The organism is Bradyrhizobium sp. SZCCHNS3052, assembly GCF_032484495.1.
Classification (GTDB): domain Bacteria; phylum Pseudomonadota; class Alphaproteobacteria; order Rhizobiales; family Xanthobacteraceae; genus Bradyrhizobium.
On record NZ_JAUETB010000008.1, the window covers coordinates 1 to 25,092 of the forward strand.

The 25,092-nt window shown below is 66.2% G+C and carries 26 protein-coding genes; 8 read left to right on the plus strand and 18 right to left on the minus strand.

Annotated features, from left to right (window positions below; all coding sequences use genetic code 11):
* Window positions 1–239: 239 nt before the first annotated feature.
* Complete coding sequence (locus QX073_RS22740; protein ID WP_316226396.1) at window positions 240–1,166, minus strand: N-carbamoyl-D-amino-acid hydrolase; 927 nt, start codon at window positions 1,164–1,166, stop codon at window positions 240–242.
* A 143-nt stretch (window positions 1,167–1,309) separates the two neighbouring features.
* Entirely contained in the window at window positions 1,310–2,539 is a 1,230-nt protein-coding gene (locus tag QX073_RS22745) for an amidohydrolase family protein (protein WP_316226397.1), read from the minus strand.
* A gap of 256 nt (window positions 2,540–2,795) precedes the next feature.
* On the opposite strand from QX073_RS22745, the gene QX073_RS22750 reads away from it, so the two are divergent.
* The 3 genes from QX073_RS22750 to upp all read left to right on the plus strand — a co-directional run bounded on the left by QX073_RS22750 (window position 2,796) and on the right by upp (window position 6,191).
* Window positions 2,796–4,052 carry a GTP cyclohydrolase II gene (locus QX073_RS22750; protein ID WP_315827063.1) on the plus strand — a complete coding sequence of 419 codons (1,257 nt, stop codon included), beginning with the start codon at window positions 2,796–2,798 and terminating at the stop codon, window positions 4,050–4,052.
* Between the two features lie 14 nt (window positions 4,053–4,066).
* Entirely contained in the window at window positions 4,067–5,290 is a 1,224-nt protein-coding gene (locus tag QX073_RS22755) for a URC4/urg3 family protein (RefSeq protein ID WP_316226398.1), read from the plus strand.
* A gap of 271 nt (window positions 5,291–5,561) precedes the next feature.
* Window positions 5,562–6,191, plus strand: a complete 630-nt coding sequence (gene upp / locus QX073_RS22760; RefSeq protein ID WP_231327004.1) for a uracil phosphoribosyltransferase — start codon at window positions 5,562–5,564, stop codon at window positions 6,189–6,191.
* 6 nt (window positions 6,192–6,197) lie between these two features.
* Here the strand turns inward: upp and QX073_RS22765 are convergent, their stop codons facing one another.
* Genes QX073_RS22765 through QX073_RS22795 form a run of 7 tightly spaced genes read right to left on the minus strand, consistent with a single transcriptional unit; the run spans window position 6,198 to window position 12,681 of the window.
* Window positions 6,198–7,571 (minus strand): amidohydrolase family protein, encoded by a 1,374-nt coding sequence (locus tag QX073_RS22765; RefSeq protein ID WP_315750306.1) that lies wholly within the window; start codon window positions 7,569–7,571, stop codon window positions 6,198–6,200.
* Window positions 7,568–8,461 carry a polysaccharide deacetylase gene (locus QX073_RS22770; RefSeq protein ID WP_315750305.1) on the minus strand — a complete coding sequence of 298 codons (894 nt, stop codon included), beginning with the start codon at window positions 8,459–8,461 and terminating at the stop codon, window positions 7,568–7,570. Before QX073_RS22770 ends, QX073_RS22765 begins: the two co-directional genes overlap by 4 nt.
* Entirely contained in the window at window positions 8,448–9,266 is an 819-nt protein-coding gene (locus QX073_RS22775) for an ABC transporter substrate-binding protein (protein WP_315717750.1), read from the minus strand. The genes QX073_RS22770 and QX073_RS22775 overlap by 14 nt, the downstream gene beginning before the upstream one ends.
* A gap of 4 nt (window positions 9,267–9,270) precedes the next feature.
* Entirely contained in the window at window positions 9,271–10,035 is a 765-nt protein-coding gene (locus tag QX073_RS22780; protein WP_410051902.1) for an amino acid ABC transporter ATP-binding protein, read from the minus strand.
* Window positions 10,035–10,889, minus strand: a complete 855-nt coding sequence (locus QX073_RS22785; RefSeq protein ID WP_315717751.1) for an amino acid ABC transporter permease — start codon at window positions 10,887–10,889, stop codon at window positions 10,035–10,037. Before QX073_RS22785 ends, QX073_RS22780 begins: the two co-directional genes overlap by 1 nt.
* On the minus strand, window positions 10,886–11,707 hold the full coding sequence (locus QX073_RS22790; RefSeq protein ID WP_315717752.1) for an ABC transporter substrate-binding protein: 822 nt from the start codon (window positions 11,705–11,707) through the stop codon (window positions 10,886–10,888). The genes QX073_RS22785 and QX073_RS22790 overlap by 4 nt, the downstream gene beginning before the upstream one ends.
* A gap of 23 nt (window positions 11,708–11,730) precedes the next feature.
* Window positions 11,731–12,681, minus strand: coding sequence for an N-carbamoyl-D-amino-acid hydrolase (locus tag QX073_RS22795; protein ID WP_315717753.1), 951 nt, complete (start codon window positions 12,679–12,681; stop codon window positions 11,731–11,733).
* Window positions 12,682–12,860: 179 nt separating this feature from the next.
* Here QX073_RS22795 and QX073_RS22800 point away from each other — a divergent pair, with 179 nt between their 5' ends.
* Window positions 12,861–13,799 carry a LysR family transcriptional regulator gene (locus tag QX073_RS22800; RefSeq protein WP_315717754.1) on the plus strand — a complete coding sequence of 313 codons (939 nt, stop codon included), beginning with the start codon at window positions 12,861–12,863 and terminating at the stop codon, window positions 13,797–13,799.
* 103 nt (window positions 13,800–13,902) lie between these two features.
* On the opposite strand, the gene QX073_RS22805 is transcribed toward QX073_RS22800, so the two are convergent.
* Window positions 13,903–14,697, minus strand: a complete 795-nt coding sequence (locus tag QX073_RS22805; RefSeq protein WP_316201164.1) for a creatininase family protein — start codon at window positions 14,695–14,697, stop codon at window positions 13,903–13,905.
* A 303-nt stretch (window positions 14,698–15,000) separates the two neighbouring features.
* Window positions 15,001–15,243, minus strand: a complete 243-nt coding sequence (locus tag QX073_RS22810) for a hypothetical protein (RefSeq protein ID WP_315717756.1) — start codon at window positions 15,241–15,243, stop codon at window positions 15,001–15,003.
* A gap of 1,278 nt (window positions 15,244–16,521) precedes the next feature.
* Between QX073_RS22810 and QX073_RS22815 the strand changes: the two genes are divergently transcribed.
* Window positions 16,522–16,956, plus strand: coding sequence for a DUF2267 domain-containing protein (locus tag QX073_RS22815; RefSeq protein ID WP_315750299.1), 435 nt, complete (start codon window positions 16,522–16,524; stop codon window positions 16,954–16,956).
* 67 nt (window positions 16,957–17,023) lie between these two features.
* Here QX073_RS22815 and QX073_RS22820 read toward each other — a convergent pair whose 3' ends face one another.
* The 6 genes from QX073_RS22820 to QX073_RS22845 all read right to left on the minus strand — a co-directional run bounded on the left by QX073_RS22820 (window position 17,024) and on the right by QX073_RS22845 (window position 22,592).
* Entirely contained in the window at window positions 17,024–18,937 is a 1,914-nt protein-coding gene (locus tag QX073_RS22820) for a nitric oxide reductase activation protein NorD (RefSeq protein ID WP_316226399.1), read from the minus strand.
* Window positions 18,938–18,940: 3 nt separating this feature from the next.
* The gene (locus QX073_RS22825) at window positions 18,941–19,750 is read right to left on the minus strand and encodes a CbbQ/NirQ/NorQ/GpvN family protein (protein WP_315717759.1); all 810 of its coding nucleotides are present in this window, start codon (window positions 19,748–19,750) and stop codon (window positions 18,941–18,943) included.
* A 59-nt stretch (window positions 19,751–19,809) separates the two neighbouring features.
* Window positions 19,810–21,156 (minus strand): cbb3-type cytochrome c oxidase subunit I, encoded by a 1,347-nt coding sequence (locus QX073_RS22830; protein WP_315717760.1) that lies wholly within the window; start codon window positions 21,154–21,156, stop codon window positions 19,810–19,812.
* A gap of 36 nt (window positions 21,157–21,192) precedes the next feature.
* Window positions 21,193–21,645, minus strand: coding sequence for a cytochrome c (locus QX073_RS22835; protein ID WP_315717761.1), 453 nt, complete (start codon window positions 21,643–21,645; stop codon window positions 21,193–21,195).
* 101 nt (window positions 21,646–21,746) lie between these two features.
* Window positions 21,747–22,010, minus strand: a complete 264-nt coding sequence (locus QX073_RS22840; RefSeq protein WP_315750297.1) for a cytochrome C oxidase subunit IV family protein — start codon at window positions 22,008–22,010, stop codon at window positions 21,747–21,749.
* Window positions 22,011–22,013: 3 nt separating this feature from the next.
* A complete protein-coding gene (locus QX073_RS22845; RefSeq protein ID WP_316226400.1) occupies window positions 22,014–22,592 on the minus strand; it encodes a cytochrome c oxidase subunit 3 family protein in 579 nt (192 codons plus the stop codon).
* A gap of 116 nt (window positions 22,593–22,708) precedes the next feature.
* Here QX073_RS22845 and QX073_RS22850 point away from each other — a divergent pair, with 116 nt between their 5' ends.
* Window positions 22,709–22,864 carry a hypothetical protein gene (locus QX073_RS22850; RefSeq protein WP_315717764.1) on the plus strand — a complete coding sequence of 52 codons (156 nt, stop codon included), beginning with the start codon at window positions 22,709–22,711 and terminating at the stop codon, window positions 22,862–22,864.
* Window positions 22,865–22,917: 53 nt separating this feature from the next.
* The gene (locus QX073_RS22855; RefSeq protein WP_172112235.1) at window positions 22,918–23,106 is read left to right on the plus strand and encodes a hypothetical protein; all 189 of its coding nucleotides are present in this window, start codon (window positions 22,918–22,920) and stop codon (window positions 23,104–23,106) included.
* A 6-nt stretch (window positions 23,107–23,112) separates the two neighbouring features.
* Here the strand turns inward: QX073_RS22855 and QX073_RS22860 are convergent, their stop codons facing one another.
* Window positions 23,113–23,358, minus strand: coding sequence for a hypothetical protein (locus QX073_RS22860; protein WP_315717765.1), 246 nt, complete (start codon window positions 23,356–23,358; stop codon window positions 23,113–23,115).
* Between the two features lie 299 nt (window positions 23,359–23,657).
* Here QX073_RS22860 and QX073_RS22865 point away from each other — a divergent pair, with 299 nt between their 5' ends.
* On the plus strand, window positions 23,658–25,076 hold the full coding sequence (locus QX073_RS22865) for a M20 family metallopeptidase (protein WP_315827071.1): 1,419 nt from the start codon (window positions 23,658–23,660) through the stop codon (window positions 25,074–25,076).
* Window positions 25,077–25,092 lie beyond the last annotated feature (16 nt).

A 25,092-nucleotide genomic window follows, 5' to 3' on the forward strand; every position in this document is an offset into this window, starting at 1 on the left:
CGGCGTCTAGCGCCAAGGACCCAACGGCTTCCCGCCCACCATCATCATGGCAGACTTTCCAGACACAGGGACCCATAGCCGCCGGCCGACGTGAGGCAGGCAACTGTCAGCTCCGTTCCTCGATAGCTTCCGCGGTATGGGTCCCGGCGTTCGCCGGGACGACACTGTTTGTGTAGCGGCGCTCGTGCCTGACAATGCAACTGCTGATCAGCGTGGTCAGGCCCACTCTCTCTCCTGCCTCACTCCGGCGGCACCGCGCCGGTGCGGCTGGTGATCAGCCCGTAATGCTCCACGCGGCGATGCCTGGCGAAATCGAAGATCGTCTGCTTGCCGAAGCGCGTCGCATCCATGTCGCACGGCACCACGAGCACCTCGTCGCCTTCGGTCACCGCTTCGGCGACGATCTTGCCGTCGGGATTGACGATCAGGCTGCCACCGATCAGGTGATGACCGTCCTCGACGCCGGCCTTCGCGACCGCGACGACCCAACACGAGTTGTGATAGGCGCCGGCCTGCGCGGAGAGCCGGTTGTGGAACAGGCGCTGCTGCAGTCCCTCGGCCGATTTCAATGAGTTCACCGACGGCGTGTTATAGCCGATCAGCACCAGCTCGACGTCCTGCAGCCCCATGACGCGATAGGTCTCCGGCCAACGGCGATCGTTGCAGATCGCCATGCCGATAATGCCATCGAGACTGCGCCAGACAGGAAAGCCGAGATCGCCCGGCTCAAAATAGCGCTTCTCCAGATGCTGGTGGCTGCGCTCCGGCTCGAACTCCTCGTGGCCGGGCAGATGCACCTTGCGATACTTGCCGACGATGTTGCCGGCGCGGTCGGTGAGAACTGCCGTGTTGTAGTGGTGCCCGTCCGGTGTCAGCTCGGCATAGCCGAGATACATGGCCATCTGATGCAGCGCGGCGCGATCGAACAGCGGCTGCACGGCCGCATTGGGCATCTCGCGCTCGAACCAGCTGTCGACTTCGGCCTGATCCTCCATGTACCAGCGTGGAAAAAACGTGGTCAGCGCCAGCTCCGGATAGACGATCAGGTCGGCGTCCTTGCGCTTGGCCTCGTCCATCAGTGCGATCATGCGCGCGACGACCGCCTCGTGGCTGTCAGCGCGCTGAATCGGTCCCATCTGGGCGGCGGCGACGTTGATCACGCGCATTGCAGAACTCCTATCCGGACTCCGACGTCATTGCGAGCGAAGCGAAGCAATCCAGGGCTACACGAGGACTCTGGATTGCTTCGTCGCTTCGCTCCTAGCAATGACGAATGTGGCGACAGCGTCATGCAACACCCCTCATCGTTTCACCCCGGCCGGTACAGCACCGGCCGCATCCGCGAGAACGACGGCCGGCCGCGCTTGAGGCCCCAGAGCGGCTGCGCCAGGGTCGCCACGGCCTCGGTCGGCGTCGCCGCATCGATGCAGACGAGATCGGCCGGCGCGCCGACCTCGATGCCGTAGTCATCGAGCCGCATCAGCCGCGCCGCGTCGTGCGTGACCATGTCGAGACACCCCGCAAGATGATCCGGCCGCGAGACGTGGCAGACGTTGGCGTAGAGGTTCGCCATCCGGATCAGCGAGCCGTCGCCATAGGGCGTGAACGGGTTCAGCACGTTGTTGGTCGAGAGCGAGCAGGTCACCCCTTGCGCGCGCAGCGGCTCCAGCGGGACCACGCCGCGCGGGATCGCATGATCGTGCCGGCGCCCCATCAGATGCAGGTCGGTCGAGGGCAGCACGGTGACTGCGACGCCGGCATTGGCGAGCTGCGTTGCGATCGCGTCGAAACGCTCCGGCGGCAGCAGCGACAGCTGCGTGACGTGGCCGACCGCGACGCGTCCGCCCCAGCCGTATTCCTCCGTCTTGCGGCAGACATATTCGATCTGCATGTGATCGAGCGTCTCGGCAAGATCGAGATGCATGTCGATGTCGACGTCGTGATCACGCGCGATCGCGAAGATGCGGTCGATCTGCGCCGGCGGGTCGGTGTCGAAATACGGGGCGGCGCCGATGGTGCGTGCGCCGCGGCGCAGGCCCTCGATCAAGAGCTCCTCGGTGCCCGGATAGTTGGTGAGCCCTTCCTGCGGAAACACGCAGATCTCGAGGTCGAGCGCCCAGGCATAGTCGCGCGCGAGCTGCTGGATCGCCTCGAAGCCGATGAAACCGATGCCGGGATCGAGCTCGACATGGGTGCGCATCCGCATCGTGCCGTGGCTGACGCAGCGTTCAACGGTCCGCTTCGCCCTGTCATAGACATCGTCGGCCGTGAAGTTGCGCTTGGCGGCCGCAGTCTCGCGCACCGCCTCTGCCACGGTCCCTTCCCTGATCGTGCAGCGGTCGAGGATGCAGGTCTTGTCGAGATGGATGTGCGTCTCGATGAAGCCGGGCACGACGAGGCAGTTCTCGGCATCGCGCTGTTCGCCGTCGGCCTGCAATGACGGCGCGATCGCCACGATGGTGCCGTCGGAAATTCCGATATCGGCCCGGCGCAGCTCACTGTGCTGCGCCAGCACCGCATTGCGAATGATCAGGTCCATGCCGCCGTTGCCGTCGAGAATTCCAGATGCGCGCCAAGCTGGCGGCGTCGCCTGCAAAAGGCAAGCGCCATGCCAGGGCCTGACGCCGCGGGACCGCCGACCGGGATCCGAAACCATTCGTTTACAAATAACCGGCCACCCGGGACCACTTGTTTGGCGGGGAAAAACTGCTATATTGGTGTATGGAAAACGTGAACGCGTTCTGCTCAGGCCCGTCGTCAAGGCGGGCCGTTGCCGTTTTGGGGGTGGCTGTCCGATGACTCGCTCCAACCGTACGGATCACATCCGCCTGACCTCGCACCCGGTGCCAGGCGCCAAGCATAATTTCCCGCTCCACTGGGGCGCCGAAAGCGCACGCGAGCGCGGACCCGTGATCGGCACGGTATCACGTCCGCAGGACCGCAACGTGATCGGCAGCCATGGCGGTTCCTACACGGTCTACCGCGCGCTCGCGGTATCATCCGGTGCGCTCGATCCGATCCGCCGCCCCGATCTCACCAACACCCATCCCGCCGCCACGATCGGCCCGTTCGCGCAGTGGCGAGATCCGGCGAAGATCGTCGCGCTCGATCCCTGGGGTCATCTGGTGGCCGAGAATTTCGGCGGCGAGATCGCGGAAGGAATCGATATCCGGCCGACGATCGCCGTGACCAAGGCGCGGATCGAGCTTCCTGAGTTGCATGCGGCGCTCGCGGCCAAGCGCCTCGTTCATGACGGCGACGTCGTGCATGCCAATGGCAGCGTCTCCGTGGTGAAGATCGCGATCGACCCGGTGTGGTACCTGCCCGGCGTGGCCGCGCGCTTCGGCACCAGCGAGACCAGTCTACGCCGCGGCCTGTTCGAGCAGACCGGCGGCATGTATCCGGAGCTGGTGACCCGGCCCGACCTGCAGGTATTCCTGCCGCCGATCGGCGGCACCACGGTCTATCTGTTCGGCGACGTCGACAAGCTCAATGACAGCCGGACGAAGATCACATGTCGCGTGCATGACGAGTGCAACGGCTCCGACGTGTTCGGCTCCGACATCTGCACCTGTCGCCCGTATCTGATCCACGGTATCGAAGAATGCGTCGCGGCCGGGCAGAACGGCGGCCTCGGCATCATCGTCTACAACCGCAAGGAAGGCCGCGCGCTCGGCGAAGTGACGAAGTTCCTGGTCTACAATGCGCGCAAGCGCCAGGAGGACGGCGACGCCGCGGCGGCCTATTTCGAGCGCACCGAATGCGTCGCCGGCGTGCAGGATGCGCGCTTCCAGCAGTTGATGCCCGACGTCATCCACTGGCTCGGCGTCAAACGCATCGACCGCTTCATCTCGATGAGCGACATGAAGCATGACGCGCTGGTGGGCCAGGGTGTCGACATCGTCGAGCGCGTGCCGATCCCCGACGAGCTGATCCCGGCGGATGCCCATGTCGAGATCGCGGCCAAGAAGGCCGCCGGCTATTTCTCGCTGGAGCCGCAGAAGCCCGAGGCGCTCGGCGACACCGTCGGCCGACCGCTCGAAAAGTACTAGCGCAGCGGCTGATCATGACCGACGTTTCATATCTCCTGTCCGCCCGCGCAGTGCGCGAGCGGGCGCATCAGCTGCTTGCGCTCGGTCTCGCCGACAAGCTGCCGCACTTCCGCATCGACCTCGCAAAGCTCGATGCGATTGCCGACCTCGTGCTCGACGTGACCCGCAGGGCCTATCCCGGTGGCGAGGTGCCGTTCCACTCGCGCTGGCGGCATTTCGTGGTCGGCGGTGTCGATCGCTGGGCCGCGATCGCCGACAATGTGAATTGGCCGGATGCGGCTTCACGGGCGCGCGCCGAGTTCGATCTCGCCATCACCAGCGTGCTGCTCGACGCCGGCGCCGGCGCGGCGTGGCGCTATCGGGATGCCGTGACCGGCGCGCGCATCGGCCGCTCCGAAGGGTTGGCACTGGCGAGCCTCGACATGTTCGCACGCGGTGCGTTCTCGGCCGATGCAAGCCATCCGCTGCGGGCCGACGCCGCGAAGCTGCAGCACACCATCGTCGCCGATCTCGAACGCGGCTTCCAGGTGAGCGCCGACAATCCGCTGGTCGGACTCGAAGGCCGCGTTGCGCTGCTGCGCCGGCTAGGCGAGGTCACGGCTGCAAAGCCGGATATCTTCGGTCGGAAGGATACCCCACGTCCCGGCGGTCTGTTCGATCAGCTCGCCGCCGGTGCGACCGGCGGCCACCTCCAGGCCGCCGACATTCTGCAGCAGGTGCTGCTGCAGCTCGGCCCGATCTGGCCGTCGCGGCTGACGCTGCAAGGCATCGCGCTCGGCGACTGCTGGCGCCATGCTTCCCTGGTCACCGATGACGCGACCAGCGGTCTCGTCCCATTGCACAAGCTGTCGCAATGGCTGAGCTATTCGCTGATCGAACCGCTGAAGCGCGCCGGCCTCGTGGTCGAGAACATCGACGGCCTTACGGGACTCGCCGAATACCGCAATGGCGGCCTGTTCGTCGACGGCGGCGTGCTGGTGCTGCGCGATCCCGCCGATGCCGCGCGGGCGCATGCCGTTGATTCCCTGCTGGTGGTGGAATGGCGCGCGCTGACCGTCGCCCTGCTCGATCGCCTGGCCGCGCTGATCCGCCAGCGCACCGGCCAGACGGCGGAACAGCTGCCCTTGGCGCGCATCCTCGAAGGCGGCAGCTGGGCCGCCGGCCGCAAGCTCGCCTTCGCCCGCCGCCCGGACGGCTCGCCGCCGCTGACCATCCTCAGCGACGGCACGGTGTTTTAAGAGGTGTTTGGCAGCCTTGCTTCATAACAGCCGACGTCATTGCGAGCGAAGCGACTTGTCCGCCATAGCCCGAAGGGCGACGGCGGAAGCAATCCAGAGCCCGGAAGAAAGTCTGGATTGCTTCGTCGCTTCGCTCCTCGCAATGACGCAATTCATAAGTTGCGCGTAGGGTGGGCAAAGCGCAGCGTGCCCACCATTCCAAGCTGAGCTAGTATCAGGTGGGCACGGCGCTTCGCGCCTTTGCCCACCCTACGCTTCGGAGATGAAAGCCATGGAAGGCGTCACGGTCGTCGATCATCCGCTGGTGCAGCACAAGCTGACCTTGATCCGCGACAAGTCGATCTCGACCAAGTCGTTCCGCGAGCTCTTGAAGGAGATCGGCATGCTCCTGTGCTACGAGGTCACGCGCGACCTGCCGCTCACGGAGGTCGAGATCGAGACGCCGCTGGCGCGAATGCAGTCGGCCAAGATCGCCGGCAAGAAGCTGGTGTTCGTGCCGGTGCTGCGCGCCGGCGTCACCTTCGTCGACGGCATGCTCGATCTGGTGCCGACCGCCCGCGTCGCCCATATCGGCCTGTATCGCGAGCCGCAGACCTTCACCGCCGTCGAGTATTTCTTCAAGGCGCCGTCCGACCTGCACGAGCGCCTCGCCGTCGTGGTCACGCCGGTGCTCGCGACCGGCAACAGCGCAGTCGCCGCGGTCGACCGGCTCAAGGAGCGCGGCGCCAAGGATATCCGCATGGTCTGCATGATCGCGGCGCCCGAGGGCGTCGAGCGCGTCCGCGGCCTGCATCCCGATGTCGCACTGTGGACCGCCGCGATCGACGACGGCCTCGACGACGACGCCTTCATCGTCCCCGGCCTCGGCGACGCCGGCGACCGCGCCTACGGCACGCGGTAGCAGCATTCAGCCGGCGAATGCGGCCTCCGCCTCCGGCAGCGCCCAGATCCTCTCGATCGCGGCAGTCCCTGCGGCGGTGATGGCAGCCTCGTCACCGTGGAGATAGCGGCCGTCGTGGATCAGCAGCCGGCCGTCGATCATCACCTGGTCGATGTTGGCGCGGTTCGCGAGCGCGATCAGGCCGCGGCGCGGGTCGTGTAGCGGCTGAAGATGTGGATGCGTCATGTCGACGACGGTGAGGTCGGCGGTCGCGCCGGGCGCGATGACGCCGAGATCGTCGCGCTTGATCATGGCGGCGGCCGTCGTGGTGACGGCGTCGATCAGTTCCGGCGCGCTCGCCGTCTCGGCGCTTCCCAGCGCGATCTTCGAGATCATCGACGCCGCGTTGAGCTCGCCGAGCAGATCCATGTTGTAGCCGTCGGTGCCGACCGCGGTGCGGACGCCATGCGCGGCGAAGCGGCCGAAGGCGGCGGTGACTCCGGCGCGCGCGAACACCCGCGGGCAGTTCAGCACGCCGGCACCACGCGCCGCCATCAGCGCAAGGTCCGCATCGGTCGACGCGTGGCAATGCGCCGCCAGCAGATCGGGTCCGAGCAGGCCGAGCCAGTCGAGATATTCGGCCGGGGTGCGGCCGCCATGGCGCTGCGCGATCGTCGCGACCTCGCCCGCGCTCTGCGCCATGTGCGTGGTGATGGGAACGCCGAGCTCGCGCGCCCGGCTGGCAGCCGCGCGCAACAGATCCGGTCCGCAGGTATCGGTCGCGTGCGGGCTCATCGCAAGACGAATGCGGCCGTCGCCCTGGCCGTGCCAGCGCTGATGGAGCGCATTCCAGACCGCCATGTCGGCCTCGCCGTCATCGCCGGCGTAAGTCACGACGCCGGAGGCATCCGCCTTGGCATCGCCGGTCGAGAACAGATAGGGCGCGCCATAGAAGCGCAGGCCCATCTCGAGAGCCGCATCGAACAGCTCCGGGATCGTGTTGCGGAACGGCTCCATCACCGTGGTGGCGCCGCCCTTCAGGAGCTGCAACACCCCCATGCGGCCGATCGCCAGCCGCTCCTCCACCGAAAGGATCTCGGCCCCGCGCTTGGACAGCGGCAGCAGCACGGTGTAGACGATGCTCTTGTTGTTGCGCCGGCCGTTGCCGTCCTCGGTGAGCGTGCGTGCGATCGCCTCGCTGAAGATGTGGTTGTGCAGGTTCAACAGGCCCGGCAGCACGAAGCGACCCGGACGATCGAACATCTCGTCCGCCGCCGGCCGATCACGCGTCACGGCCGCGATGCGCCTGCCCTCGACCAGCACCCAGTGATCGCGCAGGACGTCCTGCGCGCCGTCCTTGCGCGTCAGCACGTAGCTGCCGAAGATCGCCGTCGTACTCATGCGTCCTTCGCTTCCGCCGCCTCATGGCGCTGGTAGTTCGCCGCGATCTCGGCTCCGGTCGTGATCCACACGTCCCGGCACGATTTGGCGTAGGTCAGGAACTCGCGCAGCAGCCGGAAGCGCATCGGCCGGCCCGAGACCTGCGGATGCAGCACGGTCGTCACCATCGCGCCCCAATCGCGGACTTCGTCCAGCTCATCCTTCCACATCGACAGCACGTGCTCTTTCGGAAAGATCGAGCGCGGCGAGAACCGCGCCGACAGGCCGTGCATCCAGTCGTCATAGCTCGCGGTCACCGGGATTTCGATCGTGCCCGGCGAGCCGGAGGCCAAGCGATGGCGATAGGGCCTGACGTCATCGCGGAACGAGGAGGTGTAGACGATGCCCTGGCGCACCAGCGCTGTCAGCAGCTCCTCGCAGAACTCGCCGAACGGCGCGCGGTAGCCGATCGGCCGGATTCCGAGCCGGCGCTGGATCGCCTCGAAGCCGCGCTCGATCTCCTCGACGATGAAGGGATCGCCGGGATCCGGCAGCAGATGGTGATAGCCGTGATGGCCGATCTCGTGGCCCGCCTTCAGCACCGCTTCCGCCATCGCCGGATGCGCATCGACCGCCCATCCCGTGATGAAGAACGTCGCCTTGAGATCGAGCTCGGCGAGCAGCTCGAGAAGCTTCGGCGTGCCGACGCGCGCCTCGAAGCCGCCGAAGCTCATCGTGACCAGACGCGCCGCATGCGCGGGATCCTTCGAGGTCCAGGCGCTCTCGGCGTCGATGTCGAACGAAAGGAACATCGCCGCTCTGTGCGGCGCAGGCCATGGATAGTCCGGCGCCGGCGGCGCGGTGTTGGCGGGAACGACCGGGATTCCCGCGAGCGCCTTACTGTCCAGCATTGATCAGCACCTTCTCGATTCCATTGTCGCTCAGCTTCCACTTCGCCAGCAGCGCCTTGTAGCTGCCGTCGGCAATCAGGCCCTCCAGCGCGGCGCGCAGCGCCTCGCGCAGTTCGTCCGCCTTCACCGGCGTCGCCAGCCCCGTATATTGGTACGCGATGGGCGTGCCGACCGGCACGTAAGTGTTCGGCTCGAGATCCATGATGTAGGGCAAGGTCTCGTTGCCCTGCACGGCGGCGTCGATGCGGCCCTGCTTGAGCTGCGTGCGGGCGTCGGCCGAGCCCTCGGTGCCGACGAACTCGATTCCGCTCGCGCCGCAGTTCTTCTCGCTCCAGGCGGCGATGTCCTTCGGGAACATCGTGCGCCTGGAGGCGCCGACCCTCTTGCCGCACAGCGCCGTCGGCTCCTTGAACTCGCTGGCGCGCGAAGCCTGCACGAAGAATCGCGGACCGCTGCGCAGGTAGTCGATGAAGGTCGCGGTATCCTGCCGGCTCTTGTAGTCGGTCATGCCGGTCAGGATGATGTCGAAACGCTGCGTGGCGAGGCCCGGCATCAGCTGGTCGAAGCTGGTCTCCTGCCACACCGCGTTGACGCCGAGCTTCTTGGCCAGCGCCTCGCCGAGCTCGACGTCGAAGCCGGTCAGGGTCGCGGTGGCCGGATCCTTGAACTCCATCGGCGGATAGTTCGGCACCACCGCGATGCGCAGGCCGTTCTGCTTGATCTCGGCCGGCAGCTCGGCGGCGAGAGCCGCGCCCGCCACGGCCGCGCTCATGAGCCCAGCCAACACGATCGACTTCAATTCCATCACCTCACCCCACTTCAGCTGCCAGAAATGCCTTGGTCCTCGCCTCGCGCGGCGCACGCAGCACCTCGCCGGCCGGACCACTCTCCACGATCACGCCCTGGTCCATATAGACGACCCGGTCGGCGACCTCGCGCGCGAAGCCGAGCTCATGCGTGACGACCAGCATGGTCATGCCGGACCTCGCCAGCTCCTTCATCACACCGAGCACCTCGCCGACCAGCTCCGGGTCGAGCGCCGAGGTCGGCTCGTCGAACAGCACCAGCCGCGGCTTCATTGCGAGCGCGCGTGCGATCGCCACGCGCTGCTGCTGACCGCCGGACAGTTGCGCCGGATAGGACTGCGCCTTGTCGGCAAGGCCGACCCGGCGCAGCAGCGACAAGGCCTCGTCCTTCGCCTCGGCAAGCCTGCGCCTCTGCACCTGCACCGGCCCCTCGATCACGTTCTCCAGCGCCGTCATGTGCGGGAACAGGTTGAAGCGCTGGAACACCATGCCGCAGGCGAGGCGTTGCCGCGCGATCTCGCGCTCCGACAGCCGATGCAGCCGGCCGGCCGTCTCGTGGAAGCCGAGCAGCGTGCCGTCGAGCCAGATGCCGCCGCTGTCCGCCGTGGCCAGCTGGTTGACGCAACGGAGCAAGGTGGTCTTGCCGGAGCCGGATTGCCCGATCAGGCACACCACCTCGCCCTCGAAGACATCGAGCGAGACTTGCTTGAGCGCCTGGAATTCCCCGAAGCGCTTGCTGACCTGACGGATGGCGACGAGCGGCGTCATCAGCGCCCCCGCGCGATGCCACGGGCAAAACGGTGTTCGAGCAGCATCTGCAGCGGCGTCAGGACCGAGACCACGAGCAGATACCAGAGGCCGGCGACGATCAGGAGCTCGATGACGCGCGAATTGGCGTAGTAGATGTTCTCGGCCGAGTGCAACACCTCCGGATACTGGATCACGCTGGCGAGCGAGGTCGCCTTGACCAGGCCAATGAACTCGTTGCCGAGCGGCGGGATCACCACGCGCATCGCCTGCGGCAGGATGATCCGGCGCAGCGCCTGCAGCCGTCCCATGCCGATCGCCTGCGCCGCCTCGTATTGCCCGATGTCGACCGAGAGCAGCCCTGCCCGCATCACCTCCGAGGTGTAGGCGCCCTGGTTGATGCCGAGCCCGAGCAGCGCGGCCAGGAACGGCGTCATCACGTCGACGGCGCGCGCGCTCCACAGGCCGGGGATGCCGATGGTCGGAAACACCAGCGCGAGGTTGAACCACAACAACAACTGGAGGATCAGCGGCGTACCGCGAAACAGCCAGGTGTAGCCGGCGGCGACCGACCGCAGCACCGGATTGGGCGACAGCCGCATGATCGCGACGACCACGCCGAGCGCGATGCCCAGCGCCATCGCCGCGACGGCCATGACCATGGTGTTGACGATGCCGCGCAGGATCACCGGCGCGGTCACGAAGCGTTCGACGTAAGACCATTCGATCTGGCCTCTGGCGAAGGCGCGGCCGATCGCCAGCAGGATCACGACAATGACGGCAGCCGTAAGCCAGCGGCCCCAATGCGCCTTGCGCGCGATCCTGTGCGCCGACAGGTCGGGAAAGCCATCGGCCAGTACGTCGGCGCGGCTCATTGCGGCGCCGCGTTGAGCATCGGCTCGCGCACCGCATTGGCGCCGAGACCCCATTTGTCGAGAATGTCCTTGTAGCTGCCGTCGGCGATCATCGACTTGAGCTGTTCGGTCACGACCTCGCGAAAGCCTGCATCGTCCTTGCGGAACATGATGCCCTGGTAGCCGAAGGCGATGGGCTCACCGACGATGCGATACTTGCCGGCCTCCTGCGACTGCGCATAGGGCAAGGTCTCGCTGCCCTGCACGGCGGCATCGATGCGGCTCTGCTTGAGCTGATTGCGGACATCGATCGAGTTCTCCCCCGGCACATATTGCGCGGCAGGCTTGCCTGCGGCCTCGCAATTGGCCTTGCTCCATTTCTCGATCTCCTGCGGGAAGCTCGTCGAGCGCGTGGTGCCGATCTTCCGGCCGCACAGATCGGTCGCGACCTTGGCATCGCTCTCCGCCAGCACGAAGAACTGCGGGCCGGTGACGAGATAGTCGACGAAGTCGGCGGTCTCGCGCCGCGAGGCACGGTCGGAGATGCCCGAGATGATGAAGTCGGCGCGCCGGGTCTGCAGCGAGGGAATGAGTTCGGCGAACGCCGTCTCGCTCCACACGATCTTGACGCCGAACCGCTTCGCCAGTTCGTTGGCGAGATCGATGTCGAGCCCCTTCAGCTCGTTGGTGGCGGGGTCGTGATATTCCATCGGCGCGTAGGTCGAGTTGACCGTGAGCTTGAGCACGCCAGCCTGCTTGATCTCAGCGGGCAGCTCCGCGGCCCCCGCCGGAGCAAGCGAGGCGAGGATGACGAAACCTGCGAACAACGAACGGCGCATCCTGCAACTCCCCACGTGAACGGCTAATCGACCACGACCGGCTCGACGGCGCCGGCGCGCTCGGTGATGAGCCTGTACTGATCCGGCCGGCGATGCGCCGCGAAGTTGAACATCTTGTCCTTGCCCTGGCGGCACAGATCGAGGTCGATGTCGGCGACGACGACCTCGTCGGCGAGCGTCTTCGCCCGCGCCACGATGCAGCCATTGGGATCGACGATGCAGGAGCCGCCGATCAGCCCGCTGCCGTCCTCGTCGCCCGCCTTTGCGACCGCGATCGCCCACGTCGCATTCATGTAGGCGTTGGCCTGCGCCACCAGGGTCGAATGGAAGGTACGCAGCGAGGCATCCTCGGTGTTGCCGCCATTCGGATCGTAGGCTGCGGAATTGTAGCCGACGCAGACCAGCTCGACGCCCTGCAGCCCGAGCACCCGCCACGATTCCGGCCAGCGCCGGTCGTTGCAGATCATCATGCCCATGATGGCGCCGCCCCACTCGCGGCCGGCGCGCACGGCCGGAAAGCCGAGATCGCCATAGCCGAAATAGCGCTTCTCCAGCTGCTGATACTTGGCACTCGGGCGCGGCTCGACGGAGCCGGGCAGATGCACCTTGCGATATTTGCTGATGATCTCGCCGTCGGGATCGACAAGGATGGAGCTGTTGAAGCGGCGTCCGTCCGGTGTCAGCTCGGCATAGCCGACATAGAAGCCGACGCGAAGCGCCCGCGCCCGGTCGAACAGCGCGGCAACGGACGGGTTCGGCATCGCGCGCTCGAAATAGCTGTCGAGCTCATCGCCTTCGAGGATCCAACGCGGGAAGAAGGTCGTGAATGCGAGTTCCGGAAACACCACCAGCTTGGCGCCCTGGGCGGCCGCCTGTTCCAGGAGCCCGATCATGCGCGACAGCGTGTGCCCGCGGCTGTCGGCGCGCTGGGTCGGCCCCATCTGGGCGGCGGCCGCGCGGAAGATACGGCTCAAAACTCTGCCTCCGATCTGTGCGTCATGCCTTTCCAGCAGGCGGCATCACCGCCCTCTGCGACGCGCAAGAGAAGCATCAATGAAGCGAAACCGGCGCAGGAATTGCAACCAGTCGGGACGACCTCGGTCTATGATATTTTGGCCGAGACCATCACCCGGGCTAATAGGGCGACCATGCCATGAACCTGCGCCAGTTGGAGATCCTGCGGGCGGTCATCCGCCACCACACCACGGTCGCTGCCGCCGAGGAGCTCGCGCTGTCGCAGCCTGCGATCAGCAATGCGCTGAAGGCGATGGAGGCGCAGGCCGGCTTCACGCTGTTCGAGCGCGTCAACAACCGGCTGTTCCCGACACCCGAGGCCATGACGCTCTATGAGGAGAGCGAGGCGATCTTCACCCTGCACGCCCGGCTGGAAAACCGCGTGCGTGACCTGCGCGAGCAGAAGACGGGTCATCTGTCGATCGTCGCCACGCCGCCGCTCGCCTACAGCATCATCCCGCCGACCTTGTCAGGCTTCCTGCGGCGCCGGCCGCAGACGCGGATGTTCTTCGACGTGCGCCGCTACGAAGGCATCATCGAGGGCGTGCTCGGCAACGTCGCCGAGCTCGGCTTCGCGCTCGGACTGTCCGATCATCCCGGGATCGCCCATGAGGTCGTGCATACCGGGGAGATGGTGTGCGTGATGCCGGCCCTGCATCCGCTTGCCGAATGCGACGTGATTTCAGCGCGGGATCTCGCCGGCTTCCCGCTGATCGGCCTCGAACGCGGCACGCGCCTCGGCGAAGCGGTGCGCGAGAGCTTCCGGCAAGCCGATGCCGACTTCCAGCCGACCGTCGAAGTGCGTTACTGCAACACGGCCTGCGTGCTGGCTTCGACCGGCGTCGGCGTCGCCGTGGTCGATCCATTCTCGCCGCGCCAGGGCGGGCATGATCTCGTGGTACGGCCGTTCACGCCGAGCACCAAAGTCTCGGCCTATGTGCTGTGGTCGGAGGCGCGGCCGCTGTCGAACCTGGCGAAGACGTTTCGCAGCGAGGTGCGAAACGCGAGCCGCAGTCTTGCGGACGGCCTCGACGCGATCGGAGCTCCGAGCCTCGCCGCTTCCGCGCAGCGCGGCTGAGCTTGCCGATCGGCATGCGTCCATCAAACCCGTGGACGTATCGTTTGCGGCCCATCATCCGAAACGCCCGCCTGCGACGGGCTTCTCGGGATGATGCTCCGCGTCACTGTCGTCTTGCGGCTGGCGGCGGAATTGGTGCAGTGGACCATGGCTCGCCCGCCCGCAATCGCGCCGCCAGCGCCGCCGCGCAGCCGGCGAGCAGCTTCTCGCCCTTTGCAGCAGATGCCTTGCGCGCATCGCCTGCGACGCCGGAGGTGGTGATGTCGGCGAACGATCTGAACATCTTCAGCGACGGGACCAGCGAGCCCATGATGTCGAAGCTCGGCCCAAAGGCAGCATCGAGCCTCGCCGCGTCGACGAGGCCTGGATGAGCCGCCATCATCATCGAGGTCTCGGCTTCGCAGGCATGCATCACGCCCTCCTGATCCTCGAGGACCTTGGCCATGGTCTCCCGCCCTTCCATGAAATAGGTCGTCGTCGCGATCGGCGCATTGAGCTCGCGCGTCAGTTCGCCGGTGAGGGTGGCCAGCGCCTGGATGTTGCCGCCATGGCCGTTGACGATCACGATGCGGCGGAAGCCGGCATTCAGAATCGAGCGGCACAGGTCTCTGAGCACGGCGTGGTAGGTGGAGAGACTGAGGGTGAAGGTGCCACCGAACGGAACGTGATGGTCGGCGAGCCCGCACCAAACGGTCGGCGCGACCACGATGGGATGGTCTGGAGTCAGCTCCAGCGCGGTGCGACGGCAGACCTCGCTGCACAGGAAGTCGTCAACTCCCGTCGGCAGATGCGGGCCGTGCTGCTCGGTCGAGGCCACCGGCAACAGCACGATCGCGTCTCGGGCCGCGAGCGCGCGAAGCGCTGCGGCGGAAAGTCTGTTCCAGGCGGTTTCGGTCATGATGGCTGCTCGCATGGTCGGAGATGAGGCAGATTGGCTCATATCACGCAGCCACCGCAACAGCCCATCTCGGCGTATCTGGCGCGCAGGCCGACAGTCGCCTGCGTGCACCCCAGCCCGCACGCCACTGCGCGATACTGCGCCCTCTCCCACAGGGGCGAGGACGCGGCGACCGACACCGCACCCTCGGCTACATCAGGAGCATGCTCTCCATGCACTCAAACATCGACAGCGATTGCGGGCTCGACAAGGTGCAACGGCCTTGCGTCCTCACAACACCACGGCCCGCGCGGCAGGCCGGTCTCACGCCCGCGTCAGTTCGATGTCGTGGGTCTGCTTCGTCTCCGCGTCGTACACCCTGATCTGCAACATCGGAAACCGGCGCTTGAGGTCATGCGCGCCGTTGTGTGCGCCATCCTTGGTCTTGAATTCGGTCTTGATCTGACCATCGACCACGACGGCATAGCCGGTCAGCGGAAGGTCGTTGCCGGATTTGTCTTGAGCAGGCTTGTTGTGAACAGACTTCTCTTGGGCAGACTTGAGCATTGCGAGCCGACGTCGATTCGTGAGTTGAAAGGGGTGTCGAGCGCGCGATCTCTCCGCCTCGGACGACTCCGATGTAAGGTGAGTCTGTCGCGACGAGCAAGCGAAGACGTGTTCTTCACAAGCAGGGCGATTACGGGTTCAACCTGACGGCGCAGCGCCGGCCCGCGATGATCTCGGGATGTTCGGCGCGAACGAGTCGCGCAAGTTCCGGACTTGCAACGCGAACGTTCCGGTCGCTCGCCATCATGCGCGCCACCGCGAACGAGGAGCGCCGTGGTCGCGCGTCTCTCAGCGCCCGCAGCGCCCACCTCGCGCCGCCCCCAAGGCAGCAGCCCGATCCCAACTTGGATGCGCTCTCCGACTGAGCACGGGTAGACGCAAAATCCCGGGGCCATCGGACGAACGAATCAGCATGACCGCCATGCGCGAATTGCCCGTCGTGCCAGTCTGCCGCAGATAAACAGCTTGCACCGTCGGGCAAATCAGGACGACATTTCCGCGCATCCCGCCTCATGAAGAGGGGCGTGTCGCGAACGTCACGAGACGTGGAGTGCGGGATGCGATGGACGCGACGTGTCGCAGCGGGTGTCATGCCTGCGGACGAACGGCACGGCGCGGACGGCGAAGTCGCATGGTCCTGGCGCCGCGACGCTGGCGTCAAGCTCGTGACGAGGTTTCAGCCTCGCGCGGGTGACGGTGGCAAGACAGCCCGTTCACCGGGGAGAATGCGTATAAGCCGTAACACTATCGCGCAGGGAAGGCCGGGATGTCTCAGCCGAACCTGTGGTTCCTGCCCCGTGCATTCTTTCCGCACGGGGGCCATGGGGGCGGCGAGCTCCCGGCCTTCCCTGCGCCCTCTCACTTGAAGAGGGCTCCGTCAAGCAAGACTCGGGCGCGATAGGCGCCGCGAGATCGCGACGTGCTGATTTGTAGACGTTCTGTTTGTCGATGGCTGTTTGTCGATGGCTGTTTGTCAGAGTGAACTGCTGACCATTGTCACGTGCCGTGCACGGGACCACGACGATCCCCGTAAGATGACGGATGGGCTTGCCGACCGCCGGTGCCGCTGCGGTAGCAAGGGATCGTAAACGACTGCGCCGGACGTTGACCCGCCATTTACCTCACGGTCCAACCACGACATCGTGATTTGATGCAGGTCAACATAACCGGCCCGAACGCACCACCTACTGACAAGGCGTTCAAGCGAATCAGGCCTTGCCGTTATCTCGTTCGGCGTCCCTCGAACGGTCCTGTGCACTTGTCATCATGGAGAACCACATGAGCGAGACCGGCGTGACCGCCCTGGATCACACCGTCCAGGAAACCAACATCTGGCTGAAGGCCATCGAGCAACGCCTCGCGCTGGCGAGCCGGCAGCAGGCCTACAATGCACTGCGTGCCGTGCTGCATGTGCTGCGCGACCGTATGCCGATGGCCGTCGCCGTGAATTTCGGCGCCCAGTTGCCGATGCTCATTCGCGGGATCTACTACGAGGGCTGGCACCACGCGGCAACCCCGACCAAGGACCGCCATCTCGAATATTTCGTCGATGACATCTTCCGCCAACTGCCGCCGCAATTCCCGGTCGATCCGCTCACGGCTGCGCGCGGCATCTTCGAAATTCTCTGGGAGAAGCTCGATCCCGGCGAGTTCGACAAGCTGATGGGCCACCTGCCGGTGCCGCTGCGCAATCTGCGCGAGCCGGCGACCTGAGGGACGGACCCCTTCGATCAGCTGGCCGGTATCGGTCGTCGGTACGGCGGCAGTGCGCCTCTCGCCTTCAATGCGCGAGCTGCCGGTACAGCGCCGGCAGCGCGGCGGGCAGTCGCCTGATGTTGCCGACGATGGCGTAGCCGCCGCGGCCGAACAGGGTGGGAAAATACGACTGCGCCGACGCATCGATGGTCACGCCGAACACCGCGACGCCGCCGCGCCGCGCTTCCTGCACCGCCTTGCGCGTGTCCTCGATCGCGAACCGTCCCTCATAGTGATCGACGTCGTTCGGCTTGCCGTCGGTCAGCACCAGCAGCAGGCGCTTGCGCTCGGATCGCTCGGCGAGCTGGCTGGCGGCATGACGCACCGCCGTGCCGATACGCGTATAGTAGCCGGGCCTGAGCGCGCCGATGCGGCGCTCGACCCGCCCGCTCATCGGCTCATCGAATGCCTTCACGGTCTCCAGGCGGACCCATGAGTTGCGCCGCGAGGTGAAGGTGAGAATGCTGTGGCTGTCGCCGCAGGCCGACAGCCCATGCGCCAGCACCAGCAGCGCCTCCTTCTCGACGTCGAGAACGCGCACGCCGTCGATCCACGCATCGGTCGATAGGGACACGTCGACCAGGAGAGTCACCGCGAGATCATGCGCGAGCGGGCGCATCGCCAGATGCACGCGATCAAGTCCGCCATGGCCGGCATTGAGATCGCTGCGCGCGCGCACCAGCGCGTCGATGTCGAGGTCGTGGCCGTCGGCCTGCGCGCGCATCACCTCATGACGCGGCCGCAAGGTCTCGAACCTGCGCCGCACGCTGCGGATGCGCCGGCGCATCGCATCGTCCGGAGACCACGCCTCGCCCGCCTCGGCGGCATCGCCGGTCACGACGCGACAATGGTCCGGCAGATAGGCGCCGCTGCGATAATTCCACTCGGGATACAGCCGGCCGCTGTCGAGCCGGGCCGTGTCCACCGCCTCGGGCGGCAGGTCGAGATCGAACTTCAGCTTGCTCGCCGGACGCCCCTTGCGCCTGGCGATCGCGAGCTCATCGAGATCGTCGGCAGCCTTGCGGGCGTCGTCATCGTCGGTATCGTCGGACGGACGATCGACATTGACCATCTCCGCCATCGCCAGGATCTTCTCGAAGCGGTTGAGGATGAATGGATCGCGCTTGGCCGTGTCGTCGCGCTCGCGCCGCGCGAAGCGTTTGCGGGTGTCGGGTGCACCCTCCTGCTCTGCGGGCGTCTGCGTCTCGTCGTCCTCGCGCGCCGCGGCAACGGCATCGCGGCTCCAGCAATCGCCCCACAGCGGACACGGCAGCATCGGCCGATAGCCGGGCGGGGCGGCCTCCGGCAACGCGCCGCCAGCGATGACCGCATTCCACAGCGCGCCCTTGGGCGGCGCGCCGGCGCCGAGCAGGGCCATGACGATGTGCTCGACCTGCTGCTCGAGCCGAGGCAGCGGCCGCCGCGGACGCGCCACAGCCAGCGCTTCGGCGAGTTGCGCATGCGGACGCGCCAGTCCAGGGAAGCGCGCCAGCACCAGCGAGGTCGTCTCACAGGCCCGGCGCAGCGCCAGCAGATCATGCCGCAGCGGATCGCGCTCCGCGATCGGCTCGACTGCCATGGTCGCGAACCACGCCGCGAGCCAGTGATAGAGCTGCGCATTGAGCGCGCGCCCCGGCAGCAGCGCGATGGTCTCCGGCAGGAACACGGTGGCGCCATCGCGCCCGGCCTGATCGAGGCATTCGTCGCCGAGGCCAATGCGCTGGCGCCAGCCGAGCCGATGGCCCGATTTGCGCGCCTTGGCTCCGGCGACCTGCACGCCGCTCTCGCCGCCCAGCGCGCGGAACATCACGGCGATGCGGCCGCTGATCTCGTTCAGGGCGACGGCCTGATCCGGATGGACCGGATAGCTCGAGGTCGTGCCGACCAGGCGATGCCAGGCGCGGCCGACGGTCTCCTCCAGTTCGAGGAAGTCGAGCATGGCTCACCCGATCACGGCATGCGCGACCTCGCGCAACGCGGCCTTGACGTCGGCGTCGTCGGTGAGCGGCTCGATCATCGCGGCGAGCACGGCGTCCGCGATGGATGCTCCGGCAGCGACGAGCGTCGCGCAATAGACCAGGAGCCGCGTCGAGACGCCCTCCTCCAAGTCATGGCCTTGCAGCGCGCGCAGCCGATGCGCGAGCGCCACCAGCGGCCGAACGCGCTCCGGCGCCAGCCCGCTCTCGGCGGCAACCACCGCGATCTCCTGCTCGGCGGGCAGGAAGCCGAATTCGATGGCGATGAAGCGCTGCCGTGTCGATGGCTTCAGCGCCTTGTGCAGCGACTGATAACCCGGATTGTAGGACACCACCAGCATGAAGCCGTCGGGCGCGAGCAGCTCCTCGCCGGTGCGCTCCAGCGGAAGAATGCGGCGGTCGTCGGTGAGAGGATGCAGCACGACGGTCACATCCTTCCGCGCCTCGACGACCTCGTCGAGATAGCAGATGCCGCCCTCGCGCACCGCGCGGGTCAGCGGGCCGTCGGTCCACACGGTGTCACCGCCCTTGAGCAGATATCGCCCGGTGAGGTCGGCGGCGGTGAGGTCGTCGTGACAGGCGACCGTGTGCAGCGGCAGGCCCAGTCGCGCCGCCATGTGCGCGACGAAGCGGGTCTTGCCGCAGCCGGTCGGCCCCTTCAGCAGCACCGGTAGGCGATGTCGGAACGCATGCTCGAACAGCGCGCATTCATTGCCGGTCGGCGTGTACGAGGGGAACGACAGGACGGTATCGATCGCGTGCAGCGCGGGCTTCATGATCACTCTCCGAATCGGGGGATGCAGGCGGCGGCATCGAAGCCGCCGCCTGCGGGGTTTTACTCCGCCGGCTGCAGGGCGCCGGGGATGATCGCCTGCTTGGCGCGGCCGGGCACCAGCACGGCCCAGACGAACATCAGCGCCGCGATCGCCACGAACACACCGGAGCCGAGCCGAACCCAGTAGAACATCGCGAGCTGGTCCTGCACGTCCATGTAGCTCTGGCCGAGCACGCGCTGCAGATGCACCTGGATGATGCCGGCGAAGGTCAGCGCAAAGGTCATCGTCATCATCGCCGTGCACATGATCCAGAAGCTCGCCATCGAGAGCCACTGGTTATACGGCGCACGCTGGCGCAGCTGCGGCACCGCATAGGCCATGACCGCGAGGTTGAGCATCACATAGGCGCCGAAGAAGGCGAGATGGCCGTGCGCGGCGGTCACCTGGGTGCCGTGGGTGTAGTAGTTCACGCTGGACAGCGTGTGCAGGAAGCCCCACACGCCGGCGCCGAGGAACGCCATGACGGAGCAGCCGACCGACCACAGCAGCGCGGCGCGATTCGGATGCTTGCGTCCCGCCTTGAGCGTCATCTGCACCGTGAAGATCACCATGGTGAAGAACGGCGCGACCTCGAGCGTTGAGAACAGCGAGCCGATCCACTGCCAATAGCCGGGCGCGCCGATCCAGTAGAAATGATGGCCGGTGCCGAGGATGCCGGAGAACAGCGCCAGGCCAATGATGACGTAGAGCCACTTCTCCACCACCTCGCGGTCGATGCCGTTGAGCTTGATCATCAGGAAGGCCAGGATCGAGGCCATGATCAGCTCCCAGACGCCCTCCACCCAGAGATGGACGATGTACCACCAGTACATCTTGTCGACGGCGAGATTGGCTGGGTTGTAGAAGGCGAACAAAAAGAAGATCGCGACGCCCCACAGACCGAACAGCAGGATGTTGGTCACCGTCGTCTTGCGACCCTTCAGGGCGGTCATCGTGACGTTGAACAGGAACATCAGGCAGACGACGACGATGCCGACCTTGATGATGAAGGGCTGCTCGAGGAACTCACGGCCCTCATGGTAGTGGAAGAGATAGCCGACGACGGCCGCGCCGGCCGCGCCGAAGAACATCCAGAACTGGATCTTAGCGAGCAGCGGGCTGTAGAGCTCGGTCTCGGTCTCCTCGGGCAGCAGGAAGTAGGTGGCGCCCATGAAGCCGATCAGCGACCACACGATCAGCGCGTTGGTGTGGATCATGCGGACGATGTTGAAGGGAAGCAGGACCGACAGCGTGTTCGGCAGCACGTAGATGGTGCCGGCGAGCAGGCCGAAGATGACCTGGGCGAGGAAGAGCGTCAGCGCGCCGTAGAAATACAGCATCGCGACCTTCTGGGTCTCATATCTCATCGCGGATCTCTCTCATGACGGGGACGGGATGCCGGCTCAGCCGGCCTTGTTCGGCGGCCAGTCCTGGCGCTTGATCGTGTCGGTCCATTGCAGGAAGTCGGCGAGGTCGTTGAGCTCCTGGTCGGACAGATTGAACTGCGGCATCTGCCTGCGGCCGGGCGCACCGGAGGGTTGCGACTGCATCCAAGATTTCAGCATCTCGCGCGCGGCGGCCGGGTCCTGCCGGCCGCCCCAGCGGTCCCAGACATTGCCGACCTCTGGCGCGAAATAGGCGCCCTCGCCGAGCAGGGTATGGCAGTTGATGCAGGAGTTTCTCTCCCAGACGTGCTTGCCGCGAGCGACTCCGTCGGACAGCGTCGACGCATTGGTCGAGGTCGTGACCATGTAGTAGTGGCTGTGCGCTGTGAGCCCGAGGAAGATCGCAAAGAAGAAGGCCGAACCGCCGTAGAAGACGTTCCGTGCGGCCGACTTGGTCAGGCGTTCCGCCATGACACGTCCTTTCCGTTTTGGTGAAGGTCGATGGTGAAGGCAATCTACCGGCACTGCCGGGAGTCTCTTTGTCGCGGCGCAAGCAGCACGGCGATGGCCCGTCAGACCAGCGCGCGGAGCGCCACCGCCAGCCCGGCGAGCGCAACCAGGCCTAGGAGCCACGATGCGAGCAGGCCGCGCCACAGCGCGGGCGCATGGCGCAGGCCGAGAAAATCCAGCACGATCACCCTGCCCTTTGCCGATGCGAGCGCGAGCACGAGGGCATCGGCGAGCCAGCGATTCGGCAGCAGCAACGAGGCCGCGAGCGTGGCGACGGCGAAGCTCAGCAATTGAAGCCAGGCGAGCGTGAGGCGATCGCGGACCATGACTCATCCCACCAGATAGAGGATCGGGAATATCACGATCCAGACCAGGTCGACCATGTGCCAGAACGCCGTCCCGGTCTCGACGCTGGTGGGCGCGGCATGACGACCGACGATTCCGAGGATGACCATCCCGAGTACGACGTGAAGCAGATGGAAGCCCGTGAGCAGAAAATAGAGCGTGAAGAACGGCGACGTCTCCAGGCCTGCGCCGGCGGCAATCTCCCTGCCATACTCGGTCAGCTTGACGGCAATGAAGGCCGTGCCGAGCAGGATCGCCAGCATGATCCAACGCCGTGCTGTGGCCGGCGATCCGCCTCTCGCCGCCGCCGCCCCGCGCGCCGCAGCCCACCCGCTCGTCACAAGCACGATCGTGTTCAATGCGGCGAGAGGTCCGTCCAGCATGGCCTGCCCGGCTGCGAACACGACTGGATTGACTGCGCGCGCCACGACGAAGGCGCCGAGCAGCAGGCCGAAAGCGACAAGCTCGCTGAGGATCAGGACCCACATCATGGGGTCGCCCGGCAACCCGTCGAGCACGCCCCAGCGCTCCGTTGGTTCCGGTTCGTATGTGAGTGCCGACACCGCCACCTCCGATCAGATGTCGGCAAAGCTAATCGGGGCGGCAGACATGCTCTTTGTCGGCGCACAAACAGCACGGCGCCCGGATGCGCTACCGGATCGACATCAGGAGCATGTCCATGACCGAAGCGCAGCTCGGCCTCGTCACCGCCACCCCGATCATCATCGTGTTTGCAGCGGCGCTGCGGCGCATGGGCGTGCTGTCGACCACGGGGACCGTGTCCGCGATCGCGCTCTCCGTTGCGATTGCGGTTGTCCTGTTCACCACGCAATAACCTGGCCTGGAACCTTTGCCGTCCTCGGGCGTCAGATCGTCCGGAGGTGCCGCATGGACGACAACCGGTTCGCAGAGCTGCTCGGCAACGCCGCCATCGGCGTCTGGGGCGACATGCCGCGCGACATCCAGGAAGCGCTGTTCGAGACGGCGATGCGCGGTCACGACGATCTGAGGCACGAACTCGCCAAGCTGCTTCACGACCGGCATCCGCGGACACAGCATCCGCCGCATCCGGCTTGAGCGGTCTCAGTCGCGATGATCATCAGCCCCGAACTGTGATGGCTCGTCGTAGCCCTTGCGGCTGCTGTAGAACAACAGCACCATCAGCCCGATCCCCACGATGAGCGAAAACACCACGCCGAGCGTGAGCGCGATCCAGCCCTCGGTCGGCATCGGATCGCCGGGCAAGGTCATGCCCTGATAGGCGAAGACGACGGCGGCCGCGAGAATCAGCAGCAATGCGACGATGATAGTGATGGGTCCTGCACGCATGGCGGTCGCACTCCTGACACGAGAACAGGACGCGACCACGATCGTTCCTGGACGGGTGCGGTAACGGCGCACGGCGGCAGTTCCGAAATTTGAGGACGGCGTCCCCACCCTTCTCGCTGCGCCGCCGAAAGCATCGCGCTGCATCCAATCGCAGCATCATCTGCTCAAAGGATGACGCGCGCTCCACCGCGCCTTGCCGCGCGCCGCATGGCTGCTCTCGCGGCGGATCGCTAGGCGTCAGGGAACTTAGCTGATAACCATACCGGCTCCCTATCGGCAGCAGAGGACAAGGACCGGAGATGGACAACCGCAGCGAGATCTGGCGCGGCGTCGACGCGATCAAGACCCGTTTCATCGAGCTCAGCGACCGGGTGTGGAGCATGCCCGAGGTCTGCTACACCGAGGCCCGCTCGTCCGCCGAACACCTCGCCGAGTTGAAGCACCAGGGTTTTCGGATCATCGAAAAGGTCGCGGGCATCCCGACCGCGCTGATGGGCGAATGGGGCGAAGGTGGTCCGGTCATCGCGTTCATGGGCGAATACGACGCCCTGCCCGGCCTCAGCCAGGAGGCCGGCGTCGCCGAACATCGTCCGATCGAGACCGGCGGCCATGGCCATGGCTGCGGCCACAATCTCCTGGGCTCGGCGGCGCTGCTCGCGGCAACCGCCGTGAAGGACTGGCTCGCCGCCAACAAGGTTCCGGGACGCGTGCGCTACTACGGCTGCCCTGCCGAGGAAGGCGGCGCCGCAAAGGCCTTCATGGTGCGCTCAGGCGCGTTCGAGGATGCCGACATCGCAATCACCTGGCATCCGTCGAGCTTCTGGGAAGTGGTGATGACGCCCTCTCTCGCCAACACGCGCGCGGACTTCATCTTCACCGGACGCACCTCGCATGCGGCCGCCTCGCCGCATCTCGGCCGCAGCGCGCTCGACGCGGTGGAGCTGATGAATGTCGGCGTCAACTACATGCGCGAGCACATGCCGAGCGACGCCCGCGTGCATTACGCGCTGCTCGACACCGGCGGCATTGCGCCCAACGTCGTGCAGGCGCATGCGCGCGTCCGCTACTCGATCCGCGCGCGCGACCTGCCCGGCATGAACGAGCTGGTCGGGCGCGTACACAAGATCGCGCAAGGTGCCGCGATGATGACCGAGACCAAGGTCGAGATGAAGATCATCTCGGCGGTCTCCAACATCCTGCCCAACACGCCGCTCGAAGAGGCGCTGCACGGGATCATGGAGGAGCTGGGGCCGCCGCATTTCGACGCGAGCGACAAGGATTTTGCCGGTCAGATCCAGGCGACCCTGACCGACAAGGACATCGAATCCGTCTACTACAGCATCGGCATGGATCCGACCGACAAGCCGCTGGCCGACTTCCTGGTGCCGCTGAACGCCAAGCGCAATCCGCAGATCGGCTCGACCGATGTCGGCGACGTCAGCTGGGTGGTGCCAACGGTGCAGGTGCACGCGCCGACGGTGGCGATCGGCACGCCGTTCCACACCTGGCAGGTCGTTGCGCAAGGCAAGACGCCGGCCGCGCACAAGGCGATGGTGCAGGCCGCCAAGGCGATGGCCGGTCTCGGCATCAAGGCGCTCAATGAGCCGGCGCTGATCGCAGCCGCCAAGGCCGACCTGAAGAAGCGGACGCTGCGCACGCCCTATGTCAGCCCGCTGCCCGCCGAGGTCGAGCCGCCGCTGACCATGTCGGTCGTTTGAGAGATACACTGGGGGG

Bases quoted from the DNA above. Each gene is read 5' to 3' on its own strand.
- QX073_RS22740 (WP_316226396.1), bottom strand. From the start codon at position 1,166: ATGCGCGTGATCAACGTCGCCGCCGCCCAGATGGGACCGATTCAGCGC.
- QX073_RS22745 (WP_316226397.1), bottom strand. From the start codon at position 2,539: ATGGACCTGATCATTCGCAATGCGGTGCTGGCGCAGCACAGTGAGCTG.
- QX073_RS22750 (WP_315827063.1), top strand. From the start codon at position 2,796: ATGACTCGCTCCAACCGTACGGATCACATCCGCCTGACCTCGCACCCG.
- QX073_RS22755 (WP_316226398.1), top strand. From the start codon at position 4,067: ATGACCGACGTTTCATATCTCCTGTCCGCCCGCGCAGTGCGCGAGCGG.
- upp (WP_231327004.1), top strand. From the start codon at position 5,562: ATGGAAGGCGTCACGGTCGTCGATCATCCGCTGGTGCAGCACAAGCTG.
- QX073_RS22765 (WP_315750306.1), bottom strand. From the start codon at position 7,571: ATGAGTACGACGGCGATCTTCGGCAGCTACGTGCTGACGCGCAAGGAC.
- QX073_RS22770 (WP_315750305.1), bottom strand. From the start codon at position 8,461: ATGCTGGACAGTAAGGCGCTCGCGGGAATCCCGGTCGTTCCCGCCAAC.
- QX073_RS22775 (WP_315717750.1), bottom strand. From the start codon at position 9,266: ATGGAATTGAAGTCGATCGTGTTGGCTGGGCTCATGAGCGCGGCCGTG.
- QX073_RS22780 (WP_410051902.1), bottom strand. From the start codon at position 10,035: ATGACGCCGCTCGTCGCCATCCGTCAGGTCAGCAAGCGCTTCGGGGAA.
- QX073_RS22785 (WP_315717751.1), bottom strand. From the start codon at position 10,889: ATGAGCCGCGCCGACGTACTGGCCGATGGCTTTCCCGACCTGTCGGCG.
- QX073_RS22790 (WP_315717752.1), bottom strand. From the start codon at position 11,707: ATGCGCCGTTCGTTGTTCGCAGGTTTCGTCATCCTCGCCTCGCTTGCT.
- QX073_RS22800 (WP_315717754.1), top strand. From the start codon at position 12,861: ATGAACCTGCGCCAGTTGGAGATCCTGCGGGCGGTCATCCGCCACCAC.
- QX073_RS22805 (WP_316201164.1), bottom strand. From the start codon at position 14,697: ATGACCGAAACCGCCTGGAACAGACTTTCCGCCGCAGCGCTTCGCGCG.
- QX073_RS22810 (WP_315717756.1), bottom strand. From the start codon at position 15,243: ATGCTCAAGTCTGCCCAAGAGAAGTCTGTTCACAACAAGCCTGCTCAA.
- QX073_RS22815 (WP_315750299.1), top strand. From the start codon at position 16,522: ATGAGCGAGACCGGCGTGACCGCCCTGGATCACACCGTCCAGGAAACC.
- QX073_RS22820 (WP_316226399.1), bottom strand. From the start codon at position 18,937: ATGCTCGACTTCCTCGAACTGGAGGAGACCGTCGGCCGCGCCTGGCAT.
- QX073_RS22825 (WP_315717759.1), bottom strand. From the start codon at position 19,750: ATGAAGCCCGCGCTGCACGCGATCGATACCGTCCTGTCGTTCCCCTCG.
- QX073_RS22830 (WP_315717760.1), bottom strand. From the start codon at position 21,156: ATGAGATATGAGACCCAGAAGGTCGCGATGCTGTATTTCTACGGCGCG.
- QX073_RS22835 (WP_315717761.1), bottom strand. From the start codon at position 21,645: ATGGCGGAACGCCTGACCAAGTCGGCCGCACGGAACGTCTTCTACGGC.
- QX073_RS22840 (WP_315750297.1), bottom strand. From the start codon at position 22,010: ATGGTCCGCGATCGCCTCACGCTCGCCTGGCTTCAATTGCTGAGCTTC.
- QX073_RS22850 (WP_315717764.1), top strand. From the start codon at position 22,709: ATGACCGAAGCGCAGCTCGGCCTCGTCACCGCCACCCCGATCATCATC.
- QX073_RS22855 (WP_172112235.1), top strand. From the start codon at position 22,918: ATGGACGACAACCGGTTCGCAGAGCTGCTCGGCAACGCCGCCATCGGC.
- QX073_RS22860 (WP_315717765.1), bottom strand. From the start codon at position 23,358: ATGCGTGCAGGACCCATCACTATCATCGTCGCATTGCTGCTGATTCTC.
- QX073_RS22865 (WP_315827071.1), top strand. From the start codon at position 23,658: ATGGACAACCGCAGCGAGATCTGGCGCGGCGTCGACGCGATCAAGACC.